The organism is Flavobacterium sp. RHBU_24, assembly GCF_046613695.1.
Taxonomy (GTDB): Bacteria; Bacteroidota; Bacteroidia; order Flavobacteriales; family Flavobacteriaceae; genus Flavobacterium.
On sequence record NZ_JBKJHD010000002.1, the window covers coordinates 182,856 to 206,240 of the forward strand.

Here is a 23,385-nt window from a genome sequence, read left to right on the forward strand (position 1 = left end):
AGCGAAAATTTTTTAGTGGCTTTGGCATTGATTTAGATTTGCGCCAGTTACTGTTTTACCGTAGACTTTGTTAATATATGTATTGGTCCACTCCTTATATCAAGGGAATGAAACAGACTATTGCCAACACGTAAATATGTTGTATTTTTGCACCCTTAAACCGCTATAGTTTTGAGTACCAAAGCCCTGTTGATAACGCCGCCTTTTACCCAGCTGAATACGCCTTATCCGGCCACGGCCTACCTGAAGGGTTTTTTAAATACCAAAGGCATTGTCTCCACCCAGGCCGACCTGGGCATTGAGGTAATACTGAGGCTGTTCTCAAAACAGGGGTTGACGGATTTGTTTGAGAGAATAAGTTCTAAATTTCAAATTACGAATTACGAATTAAAAATGTCCCCAAGAGTCCCGAGTGAAGCTGCTCCCTTCTCCTTCGGAGAGGGCCCGGGGGTGAGGACTAATACAAATCCTAACTACCCGAGTGAAGCTTACCCCCCTCTCTTTCGGAGAGGGGGCGGGGGTGAGGTTTTAAGTGCCAACGCCCAACGCATCCTCGCCCTCAAAAACGACTACTTTAAAACCATCGATGCTGTTATACTGTTCCTGCAGGGCAAGAACCCTACGCTGGCACACCTTATATGCAGCGAAGATTTTCTTCCCGAGGCGTCCCGGTTTGCACAGCTTGAGGAGCTTGACTGGGCCTTTGGCAGCATGGGCACGCAGGACAAGGCCAAGCACCTCGCCACCCTCTACCTGGAGGATATATCCGACCTTATCGTGGAGTGCATCGACCCGCACTTTGGCTTTAGCCGCTATGCCGAAAGGCTGGGCCGTTCGGCCAACTCGTTTGATGAGTTGTACAACATGCTGCAACAGCCGTACACCTATATTGATGAGTTGCTGATAGACCTGCTGCACGAACGCATGTGGGAGGTAAACCCGCAATTGGTGTGCTTTTCGGTGCCCTTTCCCGGCAACTTGTATGCAGCATTCAGGAGCGCGCAGTACATAAAGCAGAACTTCCCCGGGGTAAAAACCGCTATGGGCGGGGGCTTCCCCAATACAGAGCTGCGTTCGCTAAGCGACGCAAGGGTAATGGAGTTCTTCGATTTTATTACGCTTGATGATGGCGAATCGCCCATAGAATGCCTTATTGAACACCTAAACGGCACGAGGGAAGTTAGCCGGCTAAAACGCACTTTTGCGTTGGTGGACGGCGTGGTGAAATATATAGACAATTCCGGTTGCCGCGATTATAAGCAAAGTGATGTCGGTACGCCCGATTATTCTGATTTGCCGATGGATCGCTATATTTCGGTTATCGAAATTGTAAACCCCATGCACCGCATGTGGAGCGACGGCCGCTGGAACAAGCTTACCATGGCGCACGGCTGCTACTGGGGCAAGTGCACGTTCTGCGATATTTCGCTTGATTATATTAAGGTATACGAGCCCGTGGCGGCAAAGTTGCTGGTAGACCGTATGGAAGAACTTATAGCCCAGACCGGGCAAAACGGTTTCCATTTTGTAGATGAGGCCGCGCCCCCGGCACTGATGCGCGAGGTGGCGCTGGAAATAATCCGCCGCAACCTGGCCGTAACCTGGTGGACGAACATACGCTTTGAGAAAAGCTTTACGGCCGACCTTTGCCGATTACTTAAACTTTCAGGTTGTATTGCCATTTCGGGTGGACTCGAAGTAGCATCAGACAGGTTGCTGGATATGATACAAAAAGGCGTAACCGTAGCACAGGTGGCCCGCGTAACGCGCAACTTTACCGAGGCCGGCATTATGGTGCATGCCTACCTTATGTACGGCTTCCCTACGCAAACCGCCCAGGAAACCATCGACTCGCTCGAAATGGTGCGCCAAATGTTTGAAACCGGCATACTACAGTCGGGCTTCTGGCACCAGTTTGCCATGACGGCGCACAGCCCCGTGGGCATGTACCCGGAGCAGTTTGGCGTATTAAAAGAAACCGATGCCATAGGCACCTTTGCGAATAACGACATTGTACACGTAGACAAGAGCGGCGCCAACCACGATAAGTTCAGCTTCGGGCTAAAGAAGTCGCTGTTTAATTTTATGCACGGCATTTGCTTTGAATATCCGTTGCAGGACTGGTTTGAGTTTAAAGTACCCCGCACAAAAGTGCCGCCTGATTATATATCGGGTGTATTGCTGGAAGAAGAACCCTTTGGCATAAAGCCAACGGCAAAAGTAGTGTGGGCCGGCACAAGGCCAACGATTGAATTTTTTACGAAAACAAAAAAGGGCAGGAGCTTTGAAATGGCTGCACTGACTTTTCATGATAAAAAAGAAAGCTTTAGCATACAGGTAAGCCAGGGGCAGGGGATATGGCTGAGCAATTTTATAGTGCAGATTTCCGCGCCGGAAAAACCGATGCTGTTTAGTAAGGTAAAGGAAAGTTACGAAGCCGCCGGGCTGGATGAGTTTGAACCGTTTTGGTACAGCAAACCCGTAACCACCTTACGCGATTACGGGCTTTTGATATTGTAATATAGCGATATTTTAGTGCTTTCGCTTTTCTTTTAGCTTAGTAAATTTCTCTTTTTGACTTTCAGACAGCATCCGAAAAATCTCAGCGTCAATTTTTTCATTCACATCCTGGGCACGGTCTTTCTTTTCAGCATCGGTGGTCTCCGTATCCTGCATTATACTGTCAAGTTCGCCTATATGGCTCTTTATAACTTCGCGTACCGCTGCTGCCTGAAAGCCATCCAGGCTAAGTTCTTTAGTATAATAATCTACCGTCAGCGCTATATAATCAGGCTTTTCGGCCTTTTTAGGGCCGCCGCCGGGCAACCCGCCGCCATAGCCTCGCTGTGCAAATGCCGTTGCCGAAAATATCAGTGCAAAAAGTATCAATGCAGCGTGCAGTTTTTTCATGAATATAAAATTTATTATCAAACATACTAAAAAAAGCCAATTGCCTCGCTTTTAGTTATCTTAATTTTTTAGCTTTCAACCATTACCGCCGGGATGCCATATAGGTCAAACTCCGTGGCATCGGTAATGGTTATGTTTACAAACTCGCCGGTTTTAAGGTAGGCAAGGCTGGCGTCTATCAATACTTCGTTATCTACATCGGGGCTGTCAAACTCGGTGCGGCCCACAAAGTGCGTACCTTCTTTACGGTCGATGATGCAGCGGTAGGTGTTGCCTATCTTCTCCTGGTTCAGTTCCCATGATATCTGGCTTTGTATTTCCATTATCTCGTTAGCGCGCTGCTGTTTTACGTCGGCAGGCACATCATCTTCCAGCAGGTAAGCATGGGTGTTTTCTTCATGGCTGTAGGCAAAACAACCCAGGCGTTCAAAGCGCATTTCTTTAACCCATTCTTTAAGGGTATTAAAATCTTCCTGGGTTTCGCCGGGATAGCCCACAATAAGCGTGGTGCGTATGGTCATGCCCGGTACGCGCTCCCTGAACTCCTTTAACAACTTAGTGGTTTTTTCCTGTGTAGTACCACGGCGCATCGATTTTAAAACGCTGTCGGCTATGTGCTGTAGCGGGATGTCAATATAGTTACAAATCTTAGGATCACGGTTCATTAAATCCAGCACATCCATCGGGAAACCGGTAGGGAACGCGTAGTGCAGCCTTATCCACTCTATGCCTTCTACTTTTACAAGTTGCTCCAGCAGTTCGGCAAGATTTCTTTTCTTGTATAAGTCAAGGCCGTAATAGGTAAGGTCCTGCGCTATAAGTATCAGCTCTTTAACGCCGTTACGGGCAAGGCCTTCCGCTTCTTTAACCAGCTTTTCTATCGGCTGGCTCACGTGCTTGCCCCGCATCAGCGGTATGGCGCAAAAGCTGCACGGGCGGTCGCAACCCTCGGCTATTTTAAGGTAGGCATAGTTTTTTGGGGTAGTGGTAAGGCGTTCGCCCAACAGTTCGTGTTTATAATCTGCCCCCAGTGCTTTAAGCAGCAACGGCAGTTCGGTAGTGCCAAAGTACTCGTCTATATTAGGTATCTCACGTTGCAGGTCCGGCTTGTAGCGCTCGCTCAGGCAGCCCGTTACAAAAACCTTGTCTACAAGCCCCTGTTCTTTTTTATCGGCATAATTAAGTATCATGTTAACCGACTCTTCTTTTGCATTGTCAATAAAGCCGCAGGTGTTTATCACAATGATGTTGCCTTCGTCGCGCCCCGTAGCCTCATGGGTAACCTCTTTACCGCTGGCACGCAGCTGGCCCATAAGTACTTCGCTGTCGTACACGTTTTTAGAGCAGCCCAGGGTAATTACATTAATCTTATTCTTTTTTATTGACTTCGTTCTCATATACAGGTAAAAAATAGGGTGCAAAAGTACGCTTTTTATTGGTTGTCAAAGGAGTGTGAGGGTTAATTTTTATTTCCGGGTATGGCAAAGCGGTTCACAAAAGGGGTACAGCGTTTTCCAGGGGCGTTTTTATAAAATAATGCTATAACTCTTTCACCATCTATCACTATTCAGTACAATCAAAAAAGCCACCTGCAAAACACAGATGGCTTTTTCACTAAATAATATAGCAAGAAGTAAAGATGAATTTTTATAAATCTATTGTGTAAGATAATGTAACGTTGTTGTTAGTGGTTTTTACACGTGCTGCATCGGTAAGGCCCGGTGTAAAGGTGCTCACATCGCTTTTGCGCTGGTACCAGGCATAGGCAAGGTCGAGCCTGGAGCCGCCAAAGTTGTAGCCAAGCCCCGCCGAATAACCTGTAAGCGGCCCCATGGTGGTGCCATTTTTATACGGGCTCTGCATGTAGCGATAGCCGCCCCTAAGGCTTAGCTGTTTTACGCGCCATTCGGTACCCACACGCAGTTCTCCCGCCCAGTCAAGCGTTTGGCTCAGTTCCTGGTTTATGGCGCTGTAGCGGTTGCCGGTATATTCGGTATTGGCATAGTTGCGCACGGCATAGTCTACACTAATAAGGCCCTTTTTGCCAAAGATAGACGCGGCGCTAAAAGTGAATTTGCTTGGCGTTTTTATAGTATAGTCATCGCCTACCATGGTTACCTCCGGGTTGTAAAAGTTGTATCCCCCGTCAAAAACATAGTTTATATTCTGGGTTATTTCGTTTTGCAGCCACATCCAGGTGGGCGACTGGTATGCCGCACCCACGCGGAATTTATCAGTAAGCTTTACAATTGCGCCCACATCAAACGATACGCCGCCGCCGTAGGTATAGCGCTCTGTATTAAACTCTATATCCCGTAAGCCGGTACCGCTTATGTTCTTTGTATCTTCATAAAAGCTGGTATTGTTAATATAATCGGTAAAATGTACATTAATATTACCCCCTACATACAGGCGCTTCACTAACTCTGCCGCAAAGTTAAGGTTTACCTTGCCGTTAAAGCCGCCGGTGCGAATAAGGCTCTCCTGGTAGTGGTTGCCACCCGATGTGCCTGCAACATATTCGGTGTTGCTGCTTTCATCCACTAAAGGGTTTATAGCGTAGGCTTCGTAACCCAGTGATGCCTGCTGTTCTGCAAAAGTAAGGTACTCAAAATTTTGCGACTGTATGCGGCCCAGGTTAACCCCCTGCCCGCCGCCGGCGCCGTTAGCATAGTGCAAAAAGTAACTTGATATAGAGCCGGTAGGGTTTGTGCCGCCTATGCCTACTATATTTTCAAACGACTGTGTATTTTCATAATTAATGCCTATGGCAAACTTGTTCATTACCGCATCTTCTTTGGCATTGTTAAAAACAAACGCCATACCGGCCTGGTTAAGGTCAAAAGCGTTATCATTACGCTTTGTCCTGCTGCCAAAAAAGTTTGCCTGGTTGTTAGTATTATAGCTGCTAAGCGAAAATGTAGCGGCGTTGTACAGGAAAATTGCCGAACCGGCGGGGTTAATGCCTATCGAGGAGAGGTCTCCGCCCAGTGCCCCGAAGGCGCCGCCCATAGCCCGGAAACGAGCCGTTCCGGTAAGGTTATCGGTGCTGAAGCGCACGGCATCTTGCGCGGTATTAAGGTCCTGCTGCGCGTGCAGCGTTGCTGCTGCCATGACAATGGCTGCTGTAAGTATTTTTTTCATCGCTAAAATCTGGTAATTGATATTGAAGTGGTAAAAATAAGCCCCGTGTTTTTATATAGCTAAAAAACACGGGGCCGTATAGTAGTAGGTTAACCCCTGCGGCCTCCGCCTCCGCCGCCGCTGCCGCGTGAGCCACCGCCACCGCCGCCTCCGCCTGAACGGCCTCCGCCAAAGCTGCCTCCGCTGCTGCGTGGCGCGCTATAGCTGGGGCTTGAACTGCGTGATGGCGATGTTGCCGGTGAATAGCTGCGTGATGGCGCGCTGTTATAACTGCGGGTGCTGTTATTGTACCCACGGCTGTTGCCGCTGTTATTATAATTCCTGCTGTTGTTTATTGTTGAATTTCCCCTTGAAGAAAAGGTAGGGGAGTTTCTGCGGGTGCTGTAGGTAGATGTTCCCCGGCTGCCGCCTGAGCCGTAAGTAGCACCGCCGCGCCTTGTTGAATACCTGCCGGTATTGCCATAATAAGCGCTGCGCCCGCCGTGGTAGTAGGCATTACCCCTTGATGCATAGTTACCGTAGTGGTAGTGTGGGTAGCCGCCATAGTAGCCGCCGTAATAACCACCCCAGCCACCATAGTAACCGCCCCAGCCGCCATAGTAGCCACCCCAGTAAGGGTTGCCCCAGCCGCCCCAGCCGTAACCCCAGCCCAGGCCAAGGCCCCATCCCCATCCGCCACCGTAGTAGTAGGGAGAATAGTAGCCGCCGTAGTAAGGATAGCCCCAGCCACCCCAGCCGCCCCAGCCGCCGCCGTAAATGTTTACATTAACATTATCGGTGGTCTCGCCCCAGCCGCTGTAGCCGGTAGCATAAGACTGCTGCACGGCATTGCTGTTCTGTATGGTATCGTAGGTAGAATAATTATCGGGGTCTGCTACCGGCGCATATTCGTCCTGAAGGGAACCGAAATACTGCTGGTAACCATTACCTGTCTGGTTATTTGCGGCAGATCTGTCATTATAGGTGTACACCGGCTGATTGTTAGCATCGCGGGGCACAGAACCGTAAACGCCATCCGACTCAGTGTTAGATGTGTTTTGGTAAGAACTGCACGAGGTAACAGCCCAGCCCAGCAACCCCGCCATAGCAAAGAGGGAAAACCGGCGCATATTTAAGTACTCACTTTTCATAACTGCATTTTTTTTATTTGTTGTACATGCAAAAATAGGTTAGTTTTGCTACACTATTTTATGATATAAAGTTAAACAATATTTGTGCCAAAATAAATACGATGAGTAAGAATTTAACAAAGCGGTCAGAAGATTATTCCAAATGGTATAATGAACTGGTTGTAAAGGCAGACCTGGCCGAAAATTCGGCGGTTAGGGGATGCATGGTCATTAAGCCTTACGGCTATGCGATATGGGAAAAAATGCAGGCAGAATTAGACCGGATGTTTAAGGAAACCGGGCACCAGAACGCCTACTTCCCGCTGTTTATACCCAAGTCGTATTTTAGTAAAGAGGCCAGCCACGTAGATGGCTTTGCAAAAGAATGTGCCGTAGTTACCCACTACAGGCTGCGCACCGGGGCCGACGGGAAAATTGAAGTAGACCCGGATGCTAAACTGGAGGAAGAGCTTATAGTAAGGCCTACATCTGAAACCATTATATGGGATACCTACCGCGGCTGGATACAAAGCTACCGCGACCTGCCGCTGCTTATAAACCAGTGGGCAAACGTGGTGCGCTGGGAAATGCGCACGCGCCTGTTTTTAAGGACCGCCGAGTTCCTGTGGCAGGAAGGGCATACCGCACACGCCACACAGACAGAAGCCATTACAGAGGCAGAACAGATGATGAACGTGTATGCCGATTTTGCCGAAAACTTTATGGCCATACCGGTGGTAAAAGGGGTGAAAACCGCTAACGAGCGTTTTGCAGGGGCGATAGAAACCTATTGCATAGAGGCCTTAATGCAGGACGGTAAGGCGCTGCAGGCGGGAACTTCACACTTTTTAGGGCAAAATTTTGCCAAGGCATTTGATGTAAAGTTTACAAGCAAAGAGGGTAAGCAGGAGCATGTGTGGGCTACATCGTGGGGAGTATCAACACGCCTTATGGGTGCGCTGGTAATGACGCACAGCGATGATAACGGCCTGGTACTGCCGCCTAACCTGGCGCCTATACAGGTGGTTATTGTACCTATATATAAAGGCGATGAGCAGCTTGAGGCCATTAGCGCCGAAGCAAAACAGCTTATGGCACGCCTGCGCAAGCTGGGCATATCGGTTAAATATGACGACAGGGATACCCACAAGCCGGGCTTTAAATTTGCCGAGTACGAACTTAAGGGCGTGCCGCTGCGTGTAGCCATAGGGCCAAACGACCTTGCCAACGGCACTTTTGAGGTGGCCAGGCGCGACACGCTGACGAAAGAAACCGTGATTAGTGCTGATATAGTTACCTACATAGAAGAAACCCTGGAGAAGATACAAAAGAACCTTTTTGACAAGGCCTTTAGCTTCCGTGATGCGCACATTACCGAGGTAAACAGCTTTGAGGAATTTAAGGATGTACTGGAAAATAAAACCGGCTTTATATCTGCCCACTGGGATGGCACTCCTGAAACCGAAGAGAAGATAAAAGAGCTTACAAAGGCCACCATACGCTGCATTCCGCTTAACCGTAAACAAGAGGCAGGAGTGTGCGTGCTTACCGGCGCGCCAAGCGGGGGCAGGGTGCTTTTTGCCAAAGCCTATTAAATTTTTTTGATTTTTTTTGTTCCTCTCTTGCAGAAGTAAAAATAAATCGTACTTTTGCATCCGCATTAGAGGAACAACTAATACTGGCCCGTTCGTCTATCGGTTAGGACGCTAGATTTTCATTCTAGTAAGGGGGGTTCGATTCCCCCACGGGCTACAATACTTTAGACAACCACGGTCCGTTCGTCTAGGGGTTAGGACGCTAGATTTTCATTCTAGTAACACGGGTTCGATTCCCGTACGGACTACAATTAAAATAATTTTTAAGAAAGAATTACAATGGCAAATCATAAGTCAGCTTTAAAAAGAATCAGGAGTAACGAAAAGAAAAGGGTGTTGAACAGGTATCAGCATAAAACTACACGTAATGCTATAAAAGCAATACGCCTTGCTACAGTAAAATCTGAAGCTTCTGAAAAACTTGCAGGTGTTATCTCTATGATCGATAAACTTGCCAAGAAAAACATCATACACGCTAACAAAGCGTCTAACCTTAAATCTAAGCTTACAAGGCACGTTGCTGCCCTTAACTAAGAATTAAGTTCTAAACATTACAGTAAAGCCTTCCCGCAACAGGGAAGGCTTTTTGTTTTTAGTGATTCTGCTAATATATAGCGTTGCTATATTAAACCCACAGGCCAGGGATTTTAAGCTTATTGCAGTAAGTATTTTTTAGCTGAAATATACCTGATTTTATGATTTAATTAGTACGTATTTTGGTTTTTTATGTAGTTCAACTTCTTTTAATTGCATCTTGTCGAAAAAAAAATATTCATATTTTGTTTATATGTAGCTTAGTGGCATAATACCTTACTCTTATGTTACTTAATGATGATTTTACGATTCTTGAAGTTTTAATTGCCGTTGCGTTTGTGTACCTGGTTTCGGTGTTTATTATAAAGAGGATTTCCCTGAAACGGAAGGAAGAAATACTTAACCGTTACAGCAGCCTGCGCAGGCAGTCGCTAAAACTGCAAAAAACCTTAAGCCAGCATGTGCTTACAGAGAGTACCGATGCACTTATACCGCAGGGGCAGGTAAGCTACGCCGATTTTTACAGGCAGCTAAAAAGTAACCACGTGTATAACCTGTCTGACAAACAACTCTCAAAGGTGAAAAACACCAATAATCTTCTGTTTTTAAGCAAAGCCGAGCGCAACCTGCAGGAGCAGGAGCAAAAACTTAAGAACGCCGAGCAGCTTATATCGGGTACGTTAGTACTCCAATAGTTGGCATCCAGTTTTATTTATATGTTAAGGCCTCCAGGAAATGGGAGGCTTTTTTCTTATATTTGGGCGTATAAATTTGTCTCAATTATGTTCAAACTTTTAAGCCTATCATTTGTAATTACAGGTTTACTTTTTTTTTATTTTCCGCACTCAAAAGAAAAATTTTGCGTTGAGAAGGAATCTTCAAGTTCCGTAACCTTAAATGACCTTAAACAACAACCTGTTTTTCCAAGGCAGATGGGTTTACTAAATGATACTGAAAACATATTTACCGCTGCACAAAAGCAGGAACTCGATAAGATTCTCCTGAACTATGATAAAAACACCGACAACAAAATATTGATTGTCTCTGCCCGTTCTTTTAAGGCTTATGACGACTACCAAACTTTTGCAGCCGCAGTAGCAGATAAGTGGAGAATTGATTTTAATAATAAGGGCAGGGTTATTTTAATTACATTTAGTAAGGCAAACAGAAAAATTGCGTTAACCAAGGCGAAAGGAGTGGCCTTATCCGATGAGGAATGCCAAAAAGTGATTTCTGAAAAAGCAATTCCAGAGCTTAAGAAAAATAATTACTATAACGGAATTAAAAATGCTGTTCTTGAATTAACGAATAAATGGAAGTGAATTCAAGTTTCACTTGCTTGATGTAGCTTACATTACACCCCGTATTCAAACCTGTCGCCCACATTTACCCCATCTTCCATAACATAATATTCCCCGGTTAATGCCATGCCGTTGCCCTTTCGCGTAAGCGTGATTTTAAGGAAGCCGTGCTTATCGTCGCGGTAGTTTTGCAACTTTACATTATCCAGCAGCGGGTTTTCAATAGTGTAATAGGGGTCGCCCTCCATAACAAGCGAATGCAGCTCATCAAAGCCGCCCGCACCGTTGACGATAAAGGGGAGTACTTTGCCATCAGGGTAGGTCTTCTCAAAACGCTGGTAATTATGTACATGCCCGCTAAAGATAATATCGGGTCGCACGCCGCTTTCGGCAAAGGCTTCTTCTAAAAACGTAATCATCGGCACGCTTGCGCCATGGTTAAAATCGGCCGTGTAGGGCGCGTGGTGTATGGTTACTATAATCATTTTGCCGGGGCGTTCTTTTGCGGCCCACTTTAATTCTTCTACAAACCATTTGCGCTGGTCGGCGCCTATGTAACCATATTTGGGTACGTTGCTGTGCAGGCCTATAATGTTTGCCAATGGTGTTTGCAGCGTCCAGTACACATTCGGCTGGGTCATGCTCTTGCGCAGCCTACTGGTTGAGAACGCCACACCACGGGATTCGCTATCGCAAAACACCGCCGCAAACGGTGCCAGGCTGTTGTAGGGATTTGGGTTGGCCGGGTTCACGTCGCTGTCGTGGTTGCCTGCAATGGCAAATATTGGGGCGGGGTAGGCGCTGTAGGGTTTAAAAAACTGGTCGTCATACTGCTCGGCTTCGCCATAATGGTACACCACATCGCCCAGGTGGTACAGGAACGCGGGCTTTTCGCCGGGAGCGCCTTCGGTTATTTGTTTGCCCATTTCGCGGGCTATACGCTGCTGCCCGGCCGGGTTGCGTACACCACCGGTATCGCCCACCATATGAAAGCTAAAACGATCAGGATTTACCTCAGTAATTGTTTCCGCATCCAGGTGATAGGGGTAGGCCCCTGTAGGCTCCGGCAGGGGAAGCGCTTTATAGCTATCGTCGGGCTGGTAGAGTTTTATAATGGGTTGGGCATACTTTTTATCCGGTTTAAAAGACATAAGAAAAATGTAATTACAGGGGAATAACCAATTAATGCGCAAGATAGCCAATAAGTCGAAAGGATGAAAGTCTTAAAGTGGAAAGTAATGAAGTCTTAAAGTTGAAAGTCCGGGGCATGTAGTGATTTGTGATCTACCACCTATTATCTATCATCTATTATCTCTCATCTTTAAGTCTTAACTAATACTCCTTCAAAAACCCCTGTACCGCCTCGTCCCACTCTTCAGGATACTCATCAAGGTAGGCGCTATGCCCGCAGTGTATAAACTTTTTTAATTGTTTAGGCCCGTTGAGGTTTGCATATATGGCATCTATTTCTTCCCCGCTCACACGGTTATCAAGTTCGCCCCACAAGAGCAATGCAGGACAGCTGATACTTTTGGCATAATCCTCGGGGTTGTGCCCAAATGCCCAGAAGCCGTTTTCCACACCACCCCAAAATGTAAGCATACCCGCAAGGGGGAACTTATAGACCCCCATAATTTCAAATCGATTGCTAACCGTTTTATACATGGTGCCAAAGGGGCAGCCTATTAGTATGCCTTTCGCTGCTAACTTATAATCAGCTATGGCCTTCATTATCGCTACCGCTCCCATGCTGCTGCCGTACAGGTATATGTGTTGTTCTCCCTTTTGCTGTATGTAGTTAAAGCAGTCTTTCACTTCCTCAGCTTCGTCAAAGCCTATGGTGGTGCTGTTGCCCTCGCTGCCGCCCGAACCCATAAAATCGGTAAGCAGCACGTTATAGCCCATGGCGATAAACCGGTTTGCAGCGGGCAGTAGCCCGGACTTATTCCCCTGGTAGCCGTGAAACAGCAGCACCGTCCCTTTCGGTTTTTTGGCCTTTATGTACCAGGCGCTCAGCTGCACGTTGCTTTGCAGGGTTACACGCTCAAAGTCCCGGCTTGGCAAATCAGTATTTACCGGCCTTGGCAATGTAGCGCCCAGCAGCAGCAGTTTGGCTTTCTGTGTGTTGGTCATCCGGTCCGGGTTTACCCGTGCCCCGGCGTTGTCATCAAAGTGTGTGAACGACCAGGCGTGCACCGCGGCGATGATATTAAGCAGTATGAAAGCTATAATAAGGATCCGAAGCAGCGTGCGTAGCGGGTTTTTACGTTTAGGACGGGGTGTGGAACGGTGCATAGTGGGTTCAATTGGTAATACAATTTTACAATTTTACTTCCAATAAACTTTAACGAAAATTAATTTTCGCTGCATGGCGTATGCGTTTATTTATGTAGTAATTTTAGGGGTATGGAAACAAGCAGAAGAAAAGGGTTTGTATTCAGTACCTACCAGGCGCCAAACCTATCGCCGTTTGATAAGCTTTTTGAAATTTTTACCGAGCTTATTACGCACACTTCGGGCGATTTTGATGAGGCTATCGACTGGCTGCGCCAACTGGATAAGGAGTATGAGCTTACCACACCCGAATACACAATTGACGATTTTATTGAAGACCTAAAAAAGAAAGGATACATCCGCGAGGAAATTAAGCCCGACGGCAGTGGCGACGGTGTAACACTGAGCTCTAAGATGGAGCAGAACATCCGCCAGCAGGCGCTAAAACAGATTTTTGGCAAGCTGAAACGCAGCGGATCGGGTAACCACCGCACCAAACACAGCGGGCAGGGCGACGAGCAAACCGGCGAGTACCGCGAATACCGCTTTGGCGACGGCCTCGAAAAAATTTCGCTTACCGAGAGCATCAGGAATGCCCAGGTAAACAACGGCATTGATTCATTTCAGTTAACCGAAGAAGACCTGGTGGTGGAGGACAGCCGCTTTAAGGCGCAAATGAGCACCGTGCTGATGATTGATATTAGCCACAGTATGATACTTTACGGCGAAGACCGCATTACACCTGCCAAAAAGGTAGCTATGGCGCTGGCCGAACTCATCACTACGCGCTACCCGAAAGACACGCTGGACATACTGGTGTTTGGCAACGATGCATGGCCCATAGCCATTAAAGACCTGCCGTATTTGCAGGTAGGCCCGTATCACACTAACACGGTAGCGGGGCTGCAACTGGCGATGGACCTCCTCCGCCGCAAGCGCAACACCAACAAGCAGATCTTTATGATTACCGACGGTAAACCCAGCTGCATCCGAGAAAGCGATGGCACCTACTACATGAACAGCAACGGCCTCGACGATTATATTACCGAGAAATGCTACACCATGGCGGCACAGGCACGCAAGCTGCACATACCCATTACCACCTTTATGATTGCGCAGGACAGCTACCTGCAGCGCTTTGTGCGCGAGTTTACCGAGGCCAACCAAGGCAAGGCATTCTACACAGGGCTTAAGGGGTTAGGGGAGATGATTTTTGAGGATTATGAAACGAACAGGAAGAAGAGGGTGAAATGATTTTATATTGTTTATTGTCAATTGATTATTGTCAATTGATTATTGTCAACCCCACGAATAGAAAATATATAATAGAACATAGAGAATAATGAACATACAGGATATTAAGACACTTGGCGAACTAAAAGCATCGGGCTATGTAAGCCAGGGCATTAAAGATGAACTGCGCAAAAACCTGCGTAAGAAAATTGCTAAAGGGCAAACCGTTTTTGAAGGGGTGCACGGCTATGAGCATACTGTAATTCCGGAACTGGAACGTGCGATACTGAGCCGCCACAACATTAACCTGCTGGGACTACGCGGGCAGGCCAAGACGCGGCTGGCGCGCCTTATGGTGAATTTGCTCGATGAGTACATTCCCGTGGTGGAGGGCAGCGAAATTAACGACGACCCATTAAAACCTATTTCGCGCTATGCAAAAGAGCTGATTGCCGAAAAAGGCGACGCTACCCCGATTACCTGGCTGCACCGTGACGAACGCTTTTACGAAAAACTGGCCACACCCGACGTTACCGTGGCCGATCTGATAGGCGATATAGACCCGATAAAAGCGGCTAACCTGAAACTGTCGTACGCCGATGATCGGGTGATACACTTCGGGATGATTCCGCGTGCCAACCGTTGTATTTTCGTAATAAACGAGCTGCCCGATTTGCAGGCACGCATACAGGTGGCGCTCTTCAATATATTACAGGAAGGCGACATACAGATACGTGGCTTTAAGGTACGCATGCACCTCGACCTGCAATTTGTGTTTACCGCAAACCCCGAAGATTATACCAACCGTGGCAGTATTGTAACGCCACTTAAGGACAGGATAGGCAGCCAGATACTTACGCATTATCCTGAAACCATAAAAATAGCCCGCACCATAACGGAGCAGGAAGCCAACCTTGATACCCGCCAGGGCGAGAAAATTTATGTGCCGTCATTGGCCAAAGACTTACTGGAGCAGATAGCTTTTGAAGCCCGCGAAAGCGAGTACGTAGATTACAAGAGCGGCGTTAGCGCCCGTATGAGCATCACCGCGTTTGAAAACCTGCTGAGTACCGCCGAGCGCCGCGCCCTAAAAGCAGGCCAGGACAAGACCGCCGTACGCCTCAGCGATTTTATGGGCATCATTCCCGCCATTACAGGTAAGGTTGAGTTGGTGTACGAAGGCGAGCAGGAAGGTGCCGCCGCCGTTGCCGAGGTACTTTTAGGCAGCGCGGTTAAAACATTGTTCCAGGAATATTTCCCAAAAATAGAAAAGCTGGAAAAGAACAAGGATAAAGGCCCATACCAGGAAATTATCGACTGGTTCTTTAACGAAAGCGGCCTGGAGCTGACGGATGATGCTTCGGACAGGGAGTACCAGAAAGCGCTGGATAGTATCATCCCGCTGAAACAGTTAATACAGAAATACCAGCCCGATACCGCTAAAGAGGACCTGCTGTTTATGAAAGAATTTGTTCTATGGGGCTTGTCAGAATTTAAAAAACTGAGCAAAGACCGCTACGACGAAGGCTACCAGTTTAAAGACCCGTTTGGGAGTTATATAAGTAAGTTATAAACTCATAGTTGTTTATGTATAATATTGAAAACACCTGACAGGTTTTTAAAACCTGTCAGGTGTTTTCAATTCTATCAACTTCCTGATTAATTATTAAAGCCATTAGATAGCATCTCCTAAGACATTATAAAGTTTAGCCGATACGGAGAAATCCTCATCAGCAAAATTACTTCCTTATGAGATTGCCACGTTCCGTTCCTCCGCTCGCAATGACAGGCAGGATTGAGATTTTTGATTACGCAACTTTCTTCACGTACCGTCTTTGCGAGGGAGGAACGACCGCGGCAATCTATTATAATAAACTTTTTGAAGCTATTACTGAGGCCTGTGTTTCGCTATAATACTATCTACAATTTCCTGTGTCCTGTCCGGGTAATTTACCGGGATAATGGTGTTGCTTTCCAGCCAGTCGTTTATTTTGCCCAGGTATTTTGGCTTCAGGCTTTTTAGTACCGGTACGCCCATTTTTTTAAGTGCAGCGGCATTTAACTGTTGCTCATACTGGTTGCGCATGGGTATTACCATCAGTTTTTTGCCCAGGAATAACGCTTCGGCAGGGGTTTCAAAACCCGCCCCGCACAACACCCCGGCCGATGCCGCCATACTGGCTGTAAACTTTTCGTTGTCAATAGGGCTTATGGTGATGTTTTGGTGCGTTTTTTTCTTTTTGCAGTGCTTGCTGTACACATCCCAGGTTACACGCGGATAGTCCGAAAGGCTTTTTATAAGCATGTCATCGTCATAAGAAGGAAGGTATACTGTATAATGCCCTTTGTTTGTAATGTCCCTGTTGCGCACATGCCCGCGGATAACGGGTGTAAATATATCATCGCCCGCCTCATAAAAATGGAAGCCATAGGCGTAATCCGCCGGTGCATAATTTTTTAAAATCAGCTTGCCTTTACGGTCGCTTTCAGCAGGCAGCGGGAACGCCTTGTTAAGCACAGCGCCCTGGTGGCTTATGGATATGCAAAGTTTTTCCCTAAAATAGCAGGCCCATGCGGTAACCGGCTCAAAATCGTTTATTACCAGGTCATAATCCTCTACCGGTATCTTTCGGATGTTGCGCAGCAGCTTGGGCAGGTTAGCCCTGAGTATGGTTTTAAACAGGTCGACCCCGCCTTTTTTGCCGAATATAAAACTCAGGCCTTTTAGCTTATATTTCACCTTAAAGGGCAACTCGAGGTCACCCTGTATACCGCTTACCAGTATATCAACATCACCGTGCTTTTGCAGGCACGGAATTACATCCATGGCGCGGCTCAGGTGGCCATTGCCCGTGCCTTGCACCGCGTATAATATCTTAAGGGTCTTACTGCTATCTTCCATCTTGCTATATTACAAAATAATGTACTAATTATCCTTCAAAAAACCTGCCAGCCAGTGGCCGGACTGCTTTATGGTGCGCTTTTGGGTTTCAAAATCCACATGTACCAGCCCAAAACGCGTATGGTAGCCTTCCGCCCACTCAAAGTTATCGGTCAGGCTCCACACAAAATAGCCGTTTACCCGTGCGCCTTCCTCTTTTGCCTTAAGCAGCTGCTGCAGGTGGTCATATATATATTTGGTACGCTTTACATCGTTTACCTTTCCATCAACAACAGTATCAGGAAAGGCCGCGCCGTTTTCGGTTATGATAATGTTCTTAACCTGTGGGTAGGCATCAAACCGTTTTATGAGGTGGTATATAGAGGGGGGGTATACTTCCCAGCCCATTTCGGTAGTAGCCACATTGCGCTTGTTTGCGGCGATAAGCCGTGCCCCTACATAAGGCGTAAAGAACGATGCCCGTACTACCTCGCGGGTGTAGCACTGTATACCGGTAAAATCAAAATCAAACGACATACGCTCTATATCACCGGGCTTCATATAGCGCTGCATTCTTTTCAGTACAGGCAAATCTGCCTCAGGGTACCCCATGCCTAAAACAGGTTCTATAAAAGCGCGGTTCAGCAGTGTATCTACCCGTTTTGCGGCAGCAACATGCCTTTCCTTATCAGATGCAGGGGTTATCTGCGTGCACGAAAATGTAGTGCCCAGGTTAGCATAGGGCACGGCGGCACGAACTGCCCTTGCACCTTCGGCTGTGCTTAGTGTAACGTGGTGCACGGCACTGAGAAAGTTGCCCAGGCCCCGCCTGCCCGGCGCGTGTATGCCTAAAAAGTAGCCTGCACCGGTAAATACAGATGGCTCGTTCATTACCATCCAGTTTTTAACGCGGTCGCCAAAGTTGCGTGCGCACACATCGGCATATTCGGCAAACCAGGCCACGCTGTCGCGGTTGGTCCACCCGCCTTTAAGTTCGAGGGCGTGGGGTAAATCCCAGTGGTAAATGGTTGCCCAGGGGGTAATGCCATTTTGCAGCTGGCTGTCTATAACCCGGTTATAATAGTCAATACCGCTTTGCGACACTTTACCGGTACCCTGCGGGATAATGCGCGGCCAGCACAGCGAAAACCTGAAGTTAGGTATGTTAAGCTGCTTTATAAGCTGTATATCGTCTTTATAATTGTGGTAAAAATTACAGGCGTCCTGCGCGTGGTGGCCGTTTTTTATCCGGCCTTTTTGCGCCGTAAAAACATCCCAGATGGATAGCCCCTTGTCATCAGTATCGTGTGCGCCCTCCGTTTGAAAAGCAGCCGTAGAAACACCCCACAGAAAATTGTTGCCAAACTGTGATTTGTTTAAAATAAAATTTTCCATTCGCTCCATCCACACGGCCCGTTGTGCAGGCCAAACACATTTTTAATGAATAAAAAAGGATTGCATGGCTTTTAAAAACAGCCACTCCCTGAACATAGCGAAGTAATTAATGCGGAAGATTTTCATGACGCTTAAGTTTTATCAAATATAACCCTATGGGCGTCAATAAATTGTAAATACTAAATGATGTAATTGTTAAGAAATGTTAATTTCTGATTTCGTTTCGAAGTTCTGCATTTAGCCTTCTGGTTTCTAATTTCTGATTAGCGGTTTTGCTTTCCGGCAATTAATAGTATATTTGGCTTTATCTTACTATAAGTAAGGCTTGACCAACTAATTAATATTATTTTCATGAAAAAAATCTTTTTCCGTCTCTTTGCAGGTGCTTTAGTATTTGTGTCCTGTAGTTCCACCGATGATTCGGCTTCCTCCGAAAACACTGGTTTTTCAAATAACCCGGTTTCCGGAACTGTTTACAGCAGTAGTTTTTCGTTGGGCGGGGGCTATGCCAGGCCCATAACCCTTAGCGGTGTAGCCAGTTATTATATTTATCTTGATACTGCCGATATTGATTGCTTTGCCGCCACTACGTCGCCCGTATATATGGGCATGCCTGCAGCTATAGGCAGCTATGACAGTGCAGATGCCTTTTTGGTATTTAAAAAAGCGAATGGCGATTATGAAAGTACAAGCGAAATAAAAATTGAAATTACAGCCATAACCGAAACTACTGTTAAAGGCAGGGTAAGGGCTGAAGGTTCTGACGCTTCAGAAAATTATGTAAACGGTACCTTTGAGGTGCAGTACTGCCCTTTGTAGTTTTGTAATCGTTGCCCTTTACGGCACACCATTATTAAAGCGGTACTTTAATGTAATGGCAAAAAATAATTCTGTAAAATAAAAACATTTAAAAAAACACGCCCGAAATTGCGGAGTTTTAAAATATTTTTTCTTCTTTAGCGTTTTCTTTAGCAATTTCTTATTTAATATTCAAACCGGTAGTACAGTTTGTAATTGTATAACATAAAATCTAAAAAAACGCCTATGAAATCTTATTCTGCACGGCACATCTGCGAACTTTTAAAAGGGGAACTTGTGGGCGATACCACAGTGGCGATAACTGCCCCTGAACAGATAGAACGGGCTAAAGAAGGCCAGGTTACTTTTATAGGGAATAAAAAATATGAAAAACTGTGGGCAGGTTCTAAGGCATCAGTAGCTGTTGTAAATAATGATATAGCCATACCGCCGGGTGAGAACCGGGCGTTTATAAAGGTAAGCAATGCCGACCTTGCCATGTCTCAGGTACTGGAACTGTTTGCCGGCGACCCACCCGTTTTTGACGAAGACATTCACCCAAACGCTACGGTGCATCCCACCGCTACACTGGGGGCAGGCGTGCGTATTGGCGCAGGCTGCTATGTGGGGCCGGGGGTACAGCTGGGCGATGGCGTAACGCTGTATGCTAATGTTACCGTGCTTGACAACTGTACCATAGGCAAGTTTACTACGCTTTGGCCGGGCGCGGTAGTGCGGGAAAACTGCCATATAGGCGCAGGCTGCATACTGCACCCCAATGCAACCATAGGTGCCGATGGATTTGGTTTCAGGCCGTGCCCGGAAAGGGGGCTGGCTAAAATACCGCAAATAGGCAATGTAATTTTAGGCAACGCCGTAGAGATAGGGGCAAACTCCTGCGTAGACCGGGGCAAGTTTAGCTCTACCATTTTAGGCGACGGCTGCAAGATAGATAACCTGGTGCAAATAGGCCACAACAGCGTGCTGGGCAGGTTCTGTATTATGGCGGGTGCCAGCGGGCTTGCCGGTTCGGTAACGCTGGGCGACGGTGTTATCATTGGCGGAAGCGCGTCTATTAAAGACCACTCTACCATAGGGGCAGGGGCGGTAATAGGTGCAGGAAGCGGCGTTACAGGCGATGTGCCGGCCGGTAAAACCTACCTGGGCTACCCCGCGCTTGAGGCGCGCACTACCCTGAAGCAATGGGCTACCCTGAAAAGGTTAACCGAAGGAAAAGTATAATTTAAAAAACATATAACAGTAAACCCGCTGATAAGGCGGGTTTTTTGTTTTATGGCCTTACCTGATTTTTTTATAATCTCTGTGGTATAATTAATTTCTAAGAGCAGGTTTTAAGAGGGATTGCGTGTTACGCTTTTACTCCTTCACAAGGTTCAAAAAATACACATCATTTTCCCGCAATGGCAGCTGCTTTGTAAATGTGCCATCGGCTTTTACTTTAATACTTTCGGAAGAAATAGCCGCACCGTTGCTTATTTTCTTTAGTTTGGCAACCTGGTCTTTAGTAAGGTTGCCGGGTTGCCCCATTTGCAGGTAGGCCGTGTAAGGATCGTTTGCGTTATAGCCTACTTTATACACTTCCAGCTTATACATGCCTTTTGCCAGGCCTTTTATCAAAATGTTGGCAGTACCTTTATCTTTAGCCGGAAGGTTTTGCGCGTAATACACCTGGTTATTTACGGCATCGCCCGGGTGGGTATTGGTAAAGTCCCATAACAGTAGCTGTGCACCGCCTTTGGCATCTTTTGTAGCCCATGATCCGGTATCGGAATTAGCCAATTCAGTATTGCCAAGCTTGTTCAGCAGGCGGTATGAGTGAAAGGCTGATTTATTAATGCCTTGCGTATTAAGTAGCCCAAACCCGCCATGAAAGGGCTTAAAGCGTGGCCCGGCCTCTTCAAAAATATCGGTAAACACCCAGTAGCTCATAGAGTTTGGCGCATCGCCCGATTGTTTTATCTTTTCGAGTATATAAGCCGCTTCGTGGTAGCTGTCATGTATGGGGTCGGCGGGGGTGTACGATGAACTCCACTCAGTATAATGCAGTTCAAGGTTGGGCAATGCCGATTCTTTTATCTGCTTACGTGAATTGATGATGTCGCCGCTAACCGCAGTTGGGTCCTTACTCAATACAGTGCCTGAATTACCAAACTCATCTAAAAACCCCTGCTTAACCCCGTAGGAGTGCGTACTGGCAAAGTCAATGGGTACATTATTCTTGGTGCAATAAGCAATGGTTTCAGGTATCCATGCCGCGCCTGCTGTGGCCGGGCCACCTACTTTATAGTCTTTGTTTACACTTTTTATTGCTTTGGCCGCATAGGTGTACAGTTTAAAATATTCTTCCTGGCTACCTGCCCAAAAACCGTCGAGGTTGGGTTCGTTCCATACTTCAAAGTACCATGTTTTTACTTCTTCGGCTCCGTAACGTTCGGTAAAGTGCTCCGTCATATTTTTTATAAGGCCTGCCCATTTATTGTAATCTTTAGGCGGCGTAACGTTGCCTCTCCACCAGAAAATGGTCTTGCTGCCACTGGCCAATTGCACTGGCATAAAGCCCAACTCTACAAACGGCTTTACCTTAATGCTGAGCAGGTAGTCGTACAACGCATCTATATTTTGGTAATTGTACTCTGGGTTGCCGTTTTTATCTTCATGGTACACGGCCATGTCATCCGTTAAAAGGCCATGCATGCGTATATATTTAAAATCGCATTCCTGCTTTACATAGGCCAACTGTTGCTGCCAGTCGGCACGGAGGCCTTCATAGGCACGGCCGGCGCCGATGCAGGTTTTATATTGGGTGTTAAGCGCGCCTTTTTCCTTGTTCAGGTCTACATTAATGGTACGGTTTTGCGCGTATGTTCCCCCGGCAGAAAGTAGTAGCGTTACTACGGTTGCTATAAGTATTTTTGTTAATGAATGATAATTTAGCTTCGGTTTGGTTTGTAACATGGTGGTTTTATATAGTATGTTTTGCAATAAATTACTTAAGGTTAAATATACCAAAAGCAATTTAATGAGCTACACCATGCCAGGGAAAAGTTTTCTGACAGGAAAACGCTTAAATTAATGAAAGAATATCCCGAAAAATAAAAAATGGGCTTTGAAGAAAATTAGCCGGTAACACTCATTCTTTACCGTTTGGCTGCCCTTTACCGGTTTCCACCAGGTTTTTAAGGCTGCCATTTATATAGCCCGTCCAGGCATCGTTACAAATATTATAGCATTCGTAGGCGGGCACAAGGCCGTGGTGGGTAAACACAAGTTGTGTTTTACCGTCTTTTTCAGCTATCTCAAAGCTTATGGTATTGCCCAGCCACTCGGTTTTGTCTTTGGTAAAATTAAAGTGGTTATCCAGAACCTTCCATACCACTTTCTTATTGGGAACAACCTCAACCAGTTCCATCGTGCAGCTGTGGATGTCTTTATAATGGTAGTAAAATTTATCGCCCTGCTTTGCGGCGCCTCCTGTAATTTCCTCACTCCACCAGCCGCTTGGGTTGGTTACCGCGTTAAAAACAGCCCCCACACTTTGGGTTACTTCAAAGGATGTTGTATAGTCTTCATGGCTTTCAGCGGCTTTTTCGGCCACTTTGGTATTGAGCACATTTGGGTTGCCCTTGCCGGTATTGATATAGTCGATAAGGCTGTGCTCCAGAAACTGAGTCCACCCGTTTTTGCAGTCTTTATAGCATTCTATCTGTGGTGTGAGGCCGTGGTGGGTAAACTTTATTTCGGTTTTACCATTATTTTCAGTAATTTCAAAAGTTATGGTAGTGCCGGTCCATTCGCCATGGTTTTTAAGGAAACTCAGGCGGCTTGTGGTAACCAGCCAGGTAACTTTTTTATTCGGAATAACCTCTGTTAACCTCTGCCGTGAATAATGTACGTCGCCAAAGCGCACGTCAAATTCATCATTTAACTTTTGCGAAGCGCCGCTAAAATCTTCGTTCCACCACGCCTTTACGTTATTGATGGCGGCGAAGGCTTCGGCAGGAGATTTATCGGTGGTAAGGGTCAGGGTAAAATCGGTTGTTTTCATGGTTTGTTCGTCATTATCAGTAGCAATGGTGAAAGCCAAGACGGTTAGCACAATTGTGGAATTTATCAGCATGATATTATGTTTTAAAAGATTTGTTATACAAATGTACTATCTCAATAGTTCTTTAAAGGTGTGTAAAATAGAC

At 46.6% G+C, this 23,385-nt stretch carries 19 protein-coding genes and 2 tRNA genes; 11 read left to right on the forward strand and 10 right to left on the reverse strand.

The features are described from left to right. The first annotated feature begins 171 nt into the window (after nt 1-171). On the forward strand, nt 172-2,520 hold the full coding sequence (locus ACLI09_RS03270) for a B12-binding domain-containing radical SAM protein (protein WP_411418160.1): 2,349 nt from the start codon (nt 172-174) through the stop codon (nt 2,518-2,520). Nucleotides 2,521-2,532: 12 nt separating this feature from the next. Here ACLI09_RS03270 and ACLI09_RS03275 read toward each other — a convergent pair whose 3' ends face one another. The 4 genes from ACLI09_RS03275 to ACLI09_RS03290 all read right to left on the reverse strand — a co-directional run bounded on the left by ACLI09_RS03275 (nt 2,533) and on the right by ACLI09_RS03290 (nt 7,184). Next, complete coding sequence (locus tag ACLI09_RS03275; RefSeq protein WP_411418161.1) at nt 2,533-2,910, reverse strand: hypothetical protein; 378 nt, start codon at nt 2,908-2,910, stop codon at nt 2,533-2,535. Between the two features lie 68 nt (nt 2,911-2,978). Then, a complete protein-coding gene (rimO, locus tag ACLI09_RS03280; protein WP_411418162.1) occupies nt 2,979-4,307 on the reverse strand; it encodes a 30S ribosomal protein S12 methylthiotransferase RimO in 1,329 nt (442 codons plus the stop codon). Between the two features lie 250 nt (nt 4,308-4,557). After that, nucleotides 4,558-6,054 carry an OmpP1/FadL family transporter gene (locus ACLI09_RS03285; RefSeq protein ID WP_411418163.1) on the reverse strand — a complete coding sequence of 499 codons (1,497 nt, stop codon included), beginning with the start codon at nt 6,052-6,054 and terminating at the stop codon, nt 4,558-4,560. Nucleotides 6,055-6,143: 89 nt separating this feature from the next. Further along, a complete protein-coding gene (locus tag ACLI09_RS03290; RefSeq protein ID WP_411418164.1) occupies nt 6,144-7,184 on the reverse strand; it encodes a hypothetical protein in 1,041 nt (346 codons plus the stop codon). A gap of 101 nt (nt 7,185-7,285) precedes the next feature. Here ACLI09_RS03290 and proS point away from each other — a divergent pair, with 101 nt between their 5' ends. The 6 genes from proS to ACLI09_RS03320 all read left to right on the forward strand — a co-directional run bounded on the left by proS (nt 7,286) and on the right by ACLI09_RS03320 (nt 10,614). Beyond that, complete coding sequence (gene proS / locus ACLI09_RS03295; protein ID WP_411418165.1) at nt 7,286-8,758, forward strand: proline--tRNA ligase; 1,473 nt, start codon at nt 7,286-7,288, stop codon at nt 8,756-8,758. A gap of 85 nt (nt 8,759-8,843) precedes the next feature. Beyond that, nucleotides 8,844-8,915: transfer RNA gene (locus ACLI09_RS03300), tRNA-Glu, on the forward strand. A 19-nt stretch (nt 8,916-8,934) separates the two neighbouring features. After that, nucleotides 8,935-9,006: transfer RNA gene (locus tag ACLI09_RS03305), tRNA-Glu, on the forward strand. A 31-nt stretch (nt 9,007-9,037) separates the two neighbouring features. Then, complete coding sequence (rpsT, locus tag ACLI09_RS03310) at nt 9,038-9,292, forward strand: 30S ribosomal protein S20 (RefSeq protein ID WP_411418166.1); 255 nt, start codon at nt 9,038-9,040, stop codon at nt 9,290-9,292. A gap of 284 nt (nt 9,293-9,576) precedes the next feature. Next, nucleotides 9,577-9,987: a hypothetical protein gene (locus ACLI09_RS03315; RefSeq protein WP_411418167.1), complete on the forward strand. Its 411-nt coding sequence runs from the start codon at nt 9,577-9,579 to the stop codon at nt 9,985-9,987. An 87-nt stretch (nt 9,988-10,074) separates the two neighbouring features. Continuing rightward, nucleotides 10,075-10,614, forward strand: coding sequence for a TPM domain-containing protein (locus ACLI09_RS03320; protein ID WP_411418168.1), 540 nt, complete (start codon nt 10,075-10,077; stop codon nt 10,612-10,614). Nucleotides 10,615-10,646: 32 nt separating this feature from the next. Here the strand turns inward: ACLI09_RS03320 and ACLI09_RS03325 are convergent, their stop codons facing one another. Together ACLI09_RS03325 and ACLI09_RS03330 are read right to left on the reverse strand one after the other, a co-directional pair. Further along, nucleotides 10,647-11,744 (reverse strand): metallophosphoesterase family protein, encoded by a 1,098-nt coding sequence (locus ACLI09_RS03325; RefSeq protein WP_411418169.1) that lies wholly within the window; start codon nt 11,742-11,744, stop codon nt 10,647-10,649. Between the two features lie 181 nt (nt 11,745-11,925). Beyond that, nucleotides 11,926-12,888, reverse strand: a complete 963-nt coding sequence (locus tag ACLI09_RS03330; protein WP_411418170.1) for an alpha/beta hydrolase — start codon at nt 12,886-12,888, stop codon at nt 11,926-11,928. A 111-nt stretch (nt 12,889-12,999) separates the two neighbouring features. Between ACLI09_RS03330 and ACLI09_RS03335 the strand changes: the two genes are divergently transcribed. Both ACLI09_RS03335 and ACLI09_RS03340 read left to right on the forward strand, forming a co-directional pair. Then, on the forward strand, nt 13,000-14,121 hold the full coding sequence (locus ACLI09_RS03335) for a vWA domain-containing protein (RefSeq protein WP_411418171.1): 1,122 nt from the start codon (nt 13,000-13,002) through the stop codon (nt 14,119-14,121). 88 nt (nt 14,122-14,209) lie between these two features. Next, entirely contained in the window at nt 14,210-15,673 is a 1,464-nt protein-coding gene (locus ACLI09_RS03340) for a magnesium chelatase (RefSeq protein WP_411418172.1), read from the forward strand. Between the two features lie 315 nt (nt 15,674-15,988). Here the strand turns inward: ACLI09_RS03340 and ACLI09_RS03345 are convergent, their stop codons facing one another. Both ACLI09_RS03345 and ACLI09_RS03350 read right to left on the reverse strand, forming a co-directional pair. Further along, nucleotides 15,989-17,002, reverse strand: a complete 1,014-nt coding sequence (locus tag ACLI09_RS03345; protein WP_411418173.1) for a glycosyltransferase family protein — start codon at nt 17,000-17,002, stop codon at nt 15,989-15,991. 24 nt (nt 17,003-17,026) lie between these two features. Then, a complete protein-coding gene (locus ACLI09_RS03350) occupies nt 17,027-18,385 on the reverse strand; it encodes a GH1 family beta-glucosidase (RefSeq protein ID WP_411418174.1) in 1,359 nt (452 codons plus the stop codon). A gap of 342 nt (nt 18,386-18,727) precedes the next feature. Here ACLI09_RS03350 and ACLI09_RS03355 point away from each other — a divergent pair, with 342 nt between their 5' ends. Continuing rightward, nucleotides 18,728-19,195 (forward strand): hypothetical protein, encoded by a 468-nt coding sequence (locus tag ACLI09_RS03355; RefSeq protein WP_411418175.1) that lies wholly within the window; start codon nt 18,728-18,730, stop codon nt 19,193-19,195. A 225-nt stretch (nt 19,196-19,420) separates the two neighbouring features. Continuing rightward, nucleotides 19,421-20,416 (forward strand): UDP-3-O-(3-hydroxymyristoyl)glucosamine N-acyltransferase, encoded by a 996-nt coding sequence (lpxD, locus tag ACLI09_RS03360; RefSeq protein WP_411418176.1) that lies wholly within the window; start codon nt 19,421-19,423, stop codon nt 20,414-20,416. A 135-nt stretch (nt 20,417-20,551) separates the two neighbouring features. Here the strand turns inward: lpxD and ACLI09_RS03365 are convergent, their stop codons facing one another. Both ACLI09_RS03365 and ACLI09_RS03370 read right to left on the reverse strand, forming a co-directional pair. Next, nucleotides 20,552-22,150, reverse strand: coding sequence for a GH39 family glycosyl hydrolase (locus ACLI09_RS03365; RefSeq protein ID WP_411418177.1), 1,599 nt, complete (start codon nt 22,148-22,150; stop codon nt 20,552-20,554). A gap of 175 nt (nt 22,151-22,325) precedes the next feature. Further along, nucleotides 22,326-23,312: an SRPBCC family protein gene (locus ACLI09_RS03370; RefSeq protein ID WP_411418178.1), complete on the reverse strand. Its 987-nt coding sequence runs from the start codon at nt 23,310-23,312 to the stop codon at nt 22,326-22,328. Nucleotides 23,313-23,385: the final 73 nt, after the last annotated feature.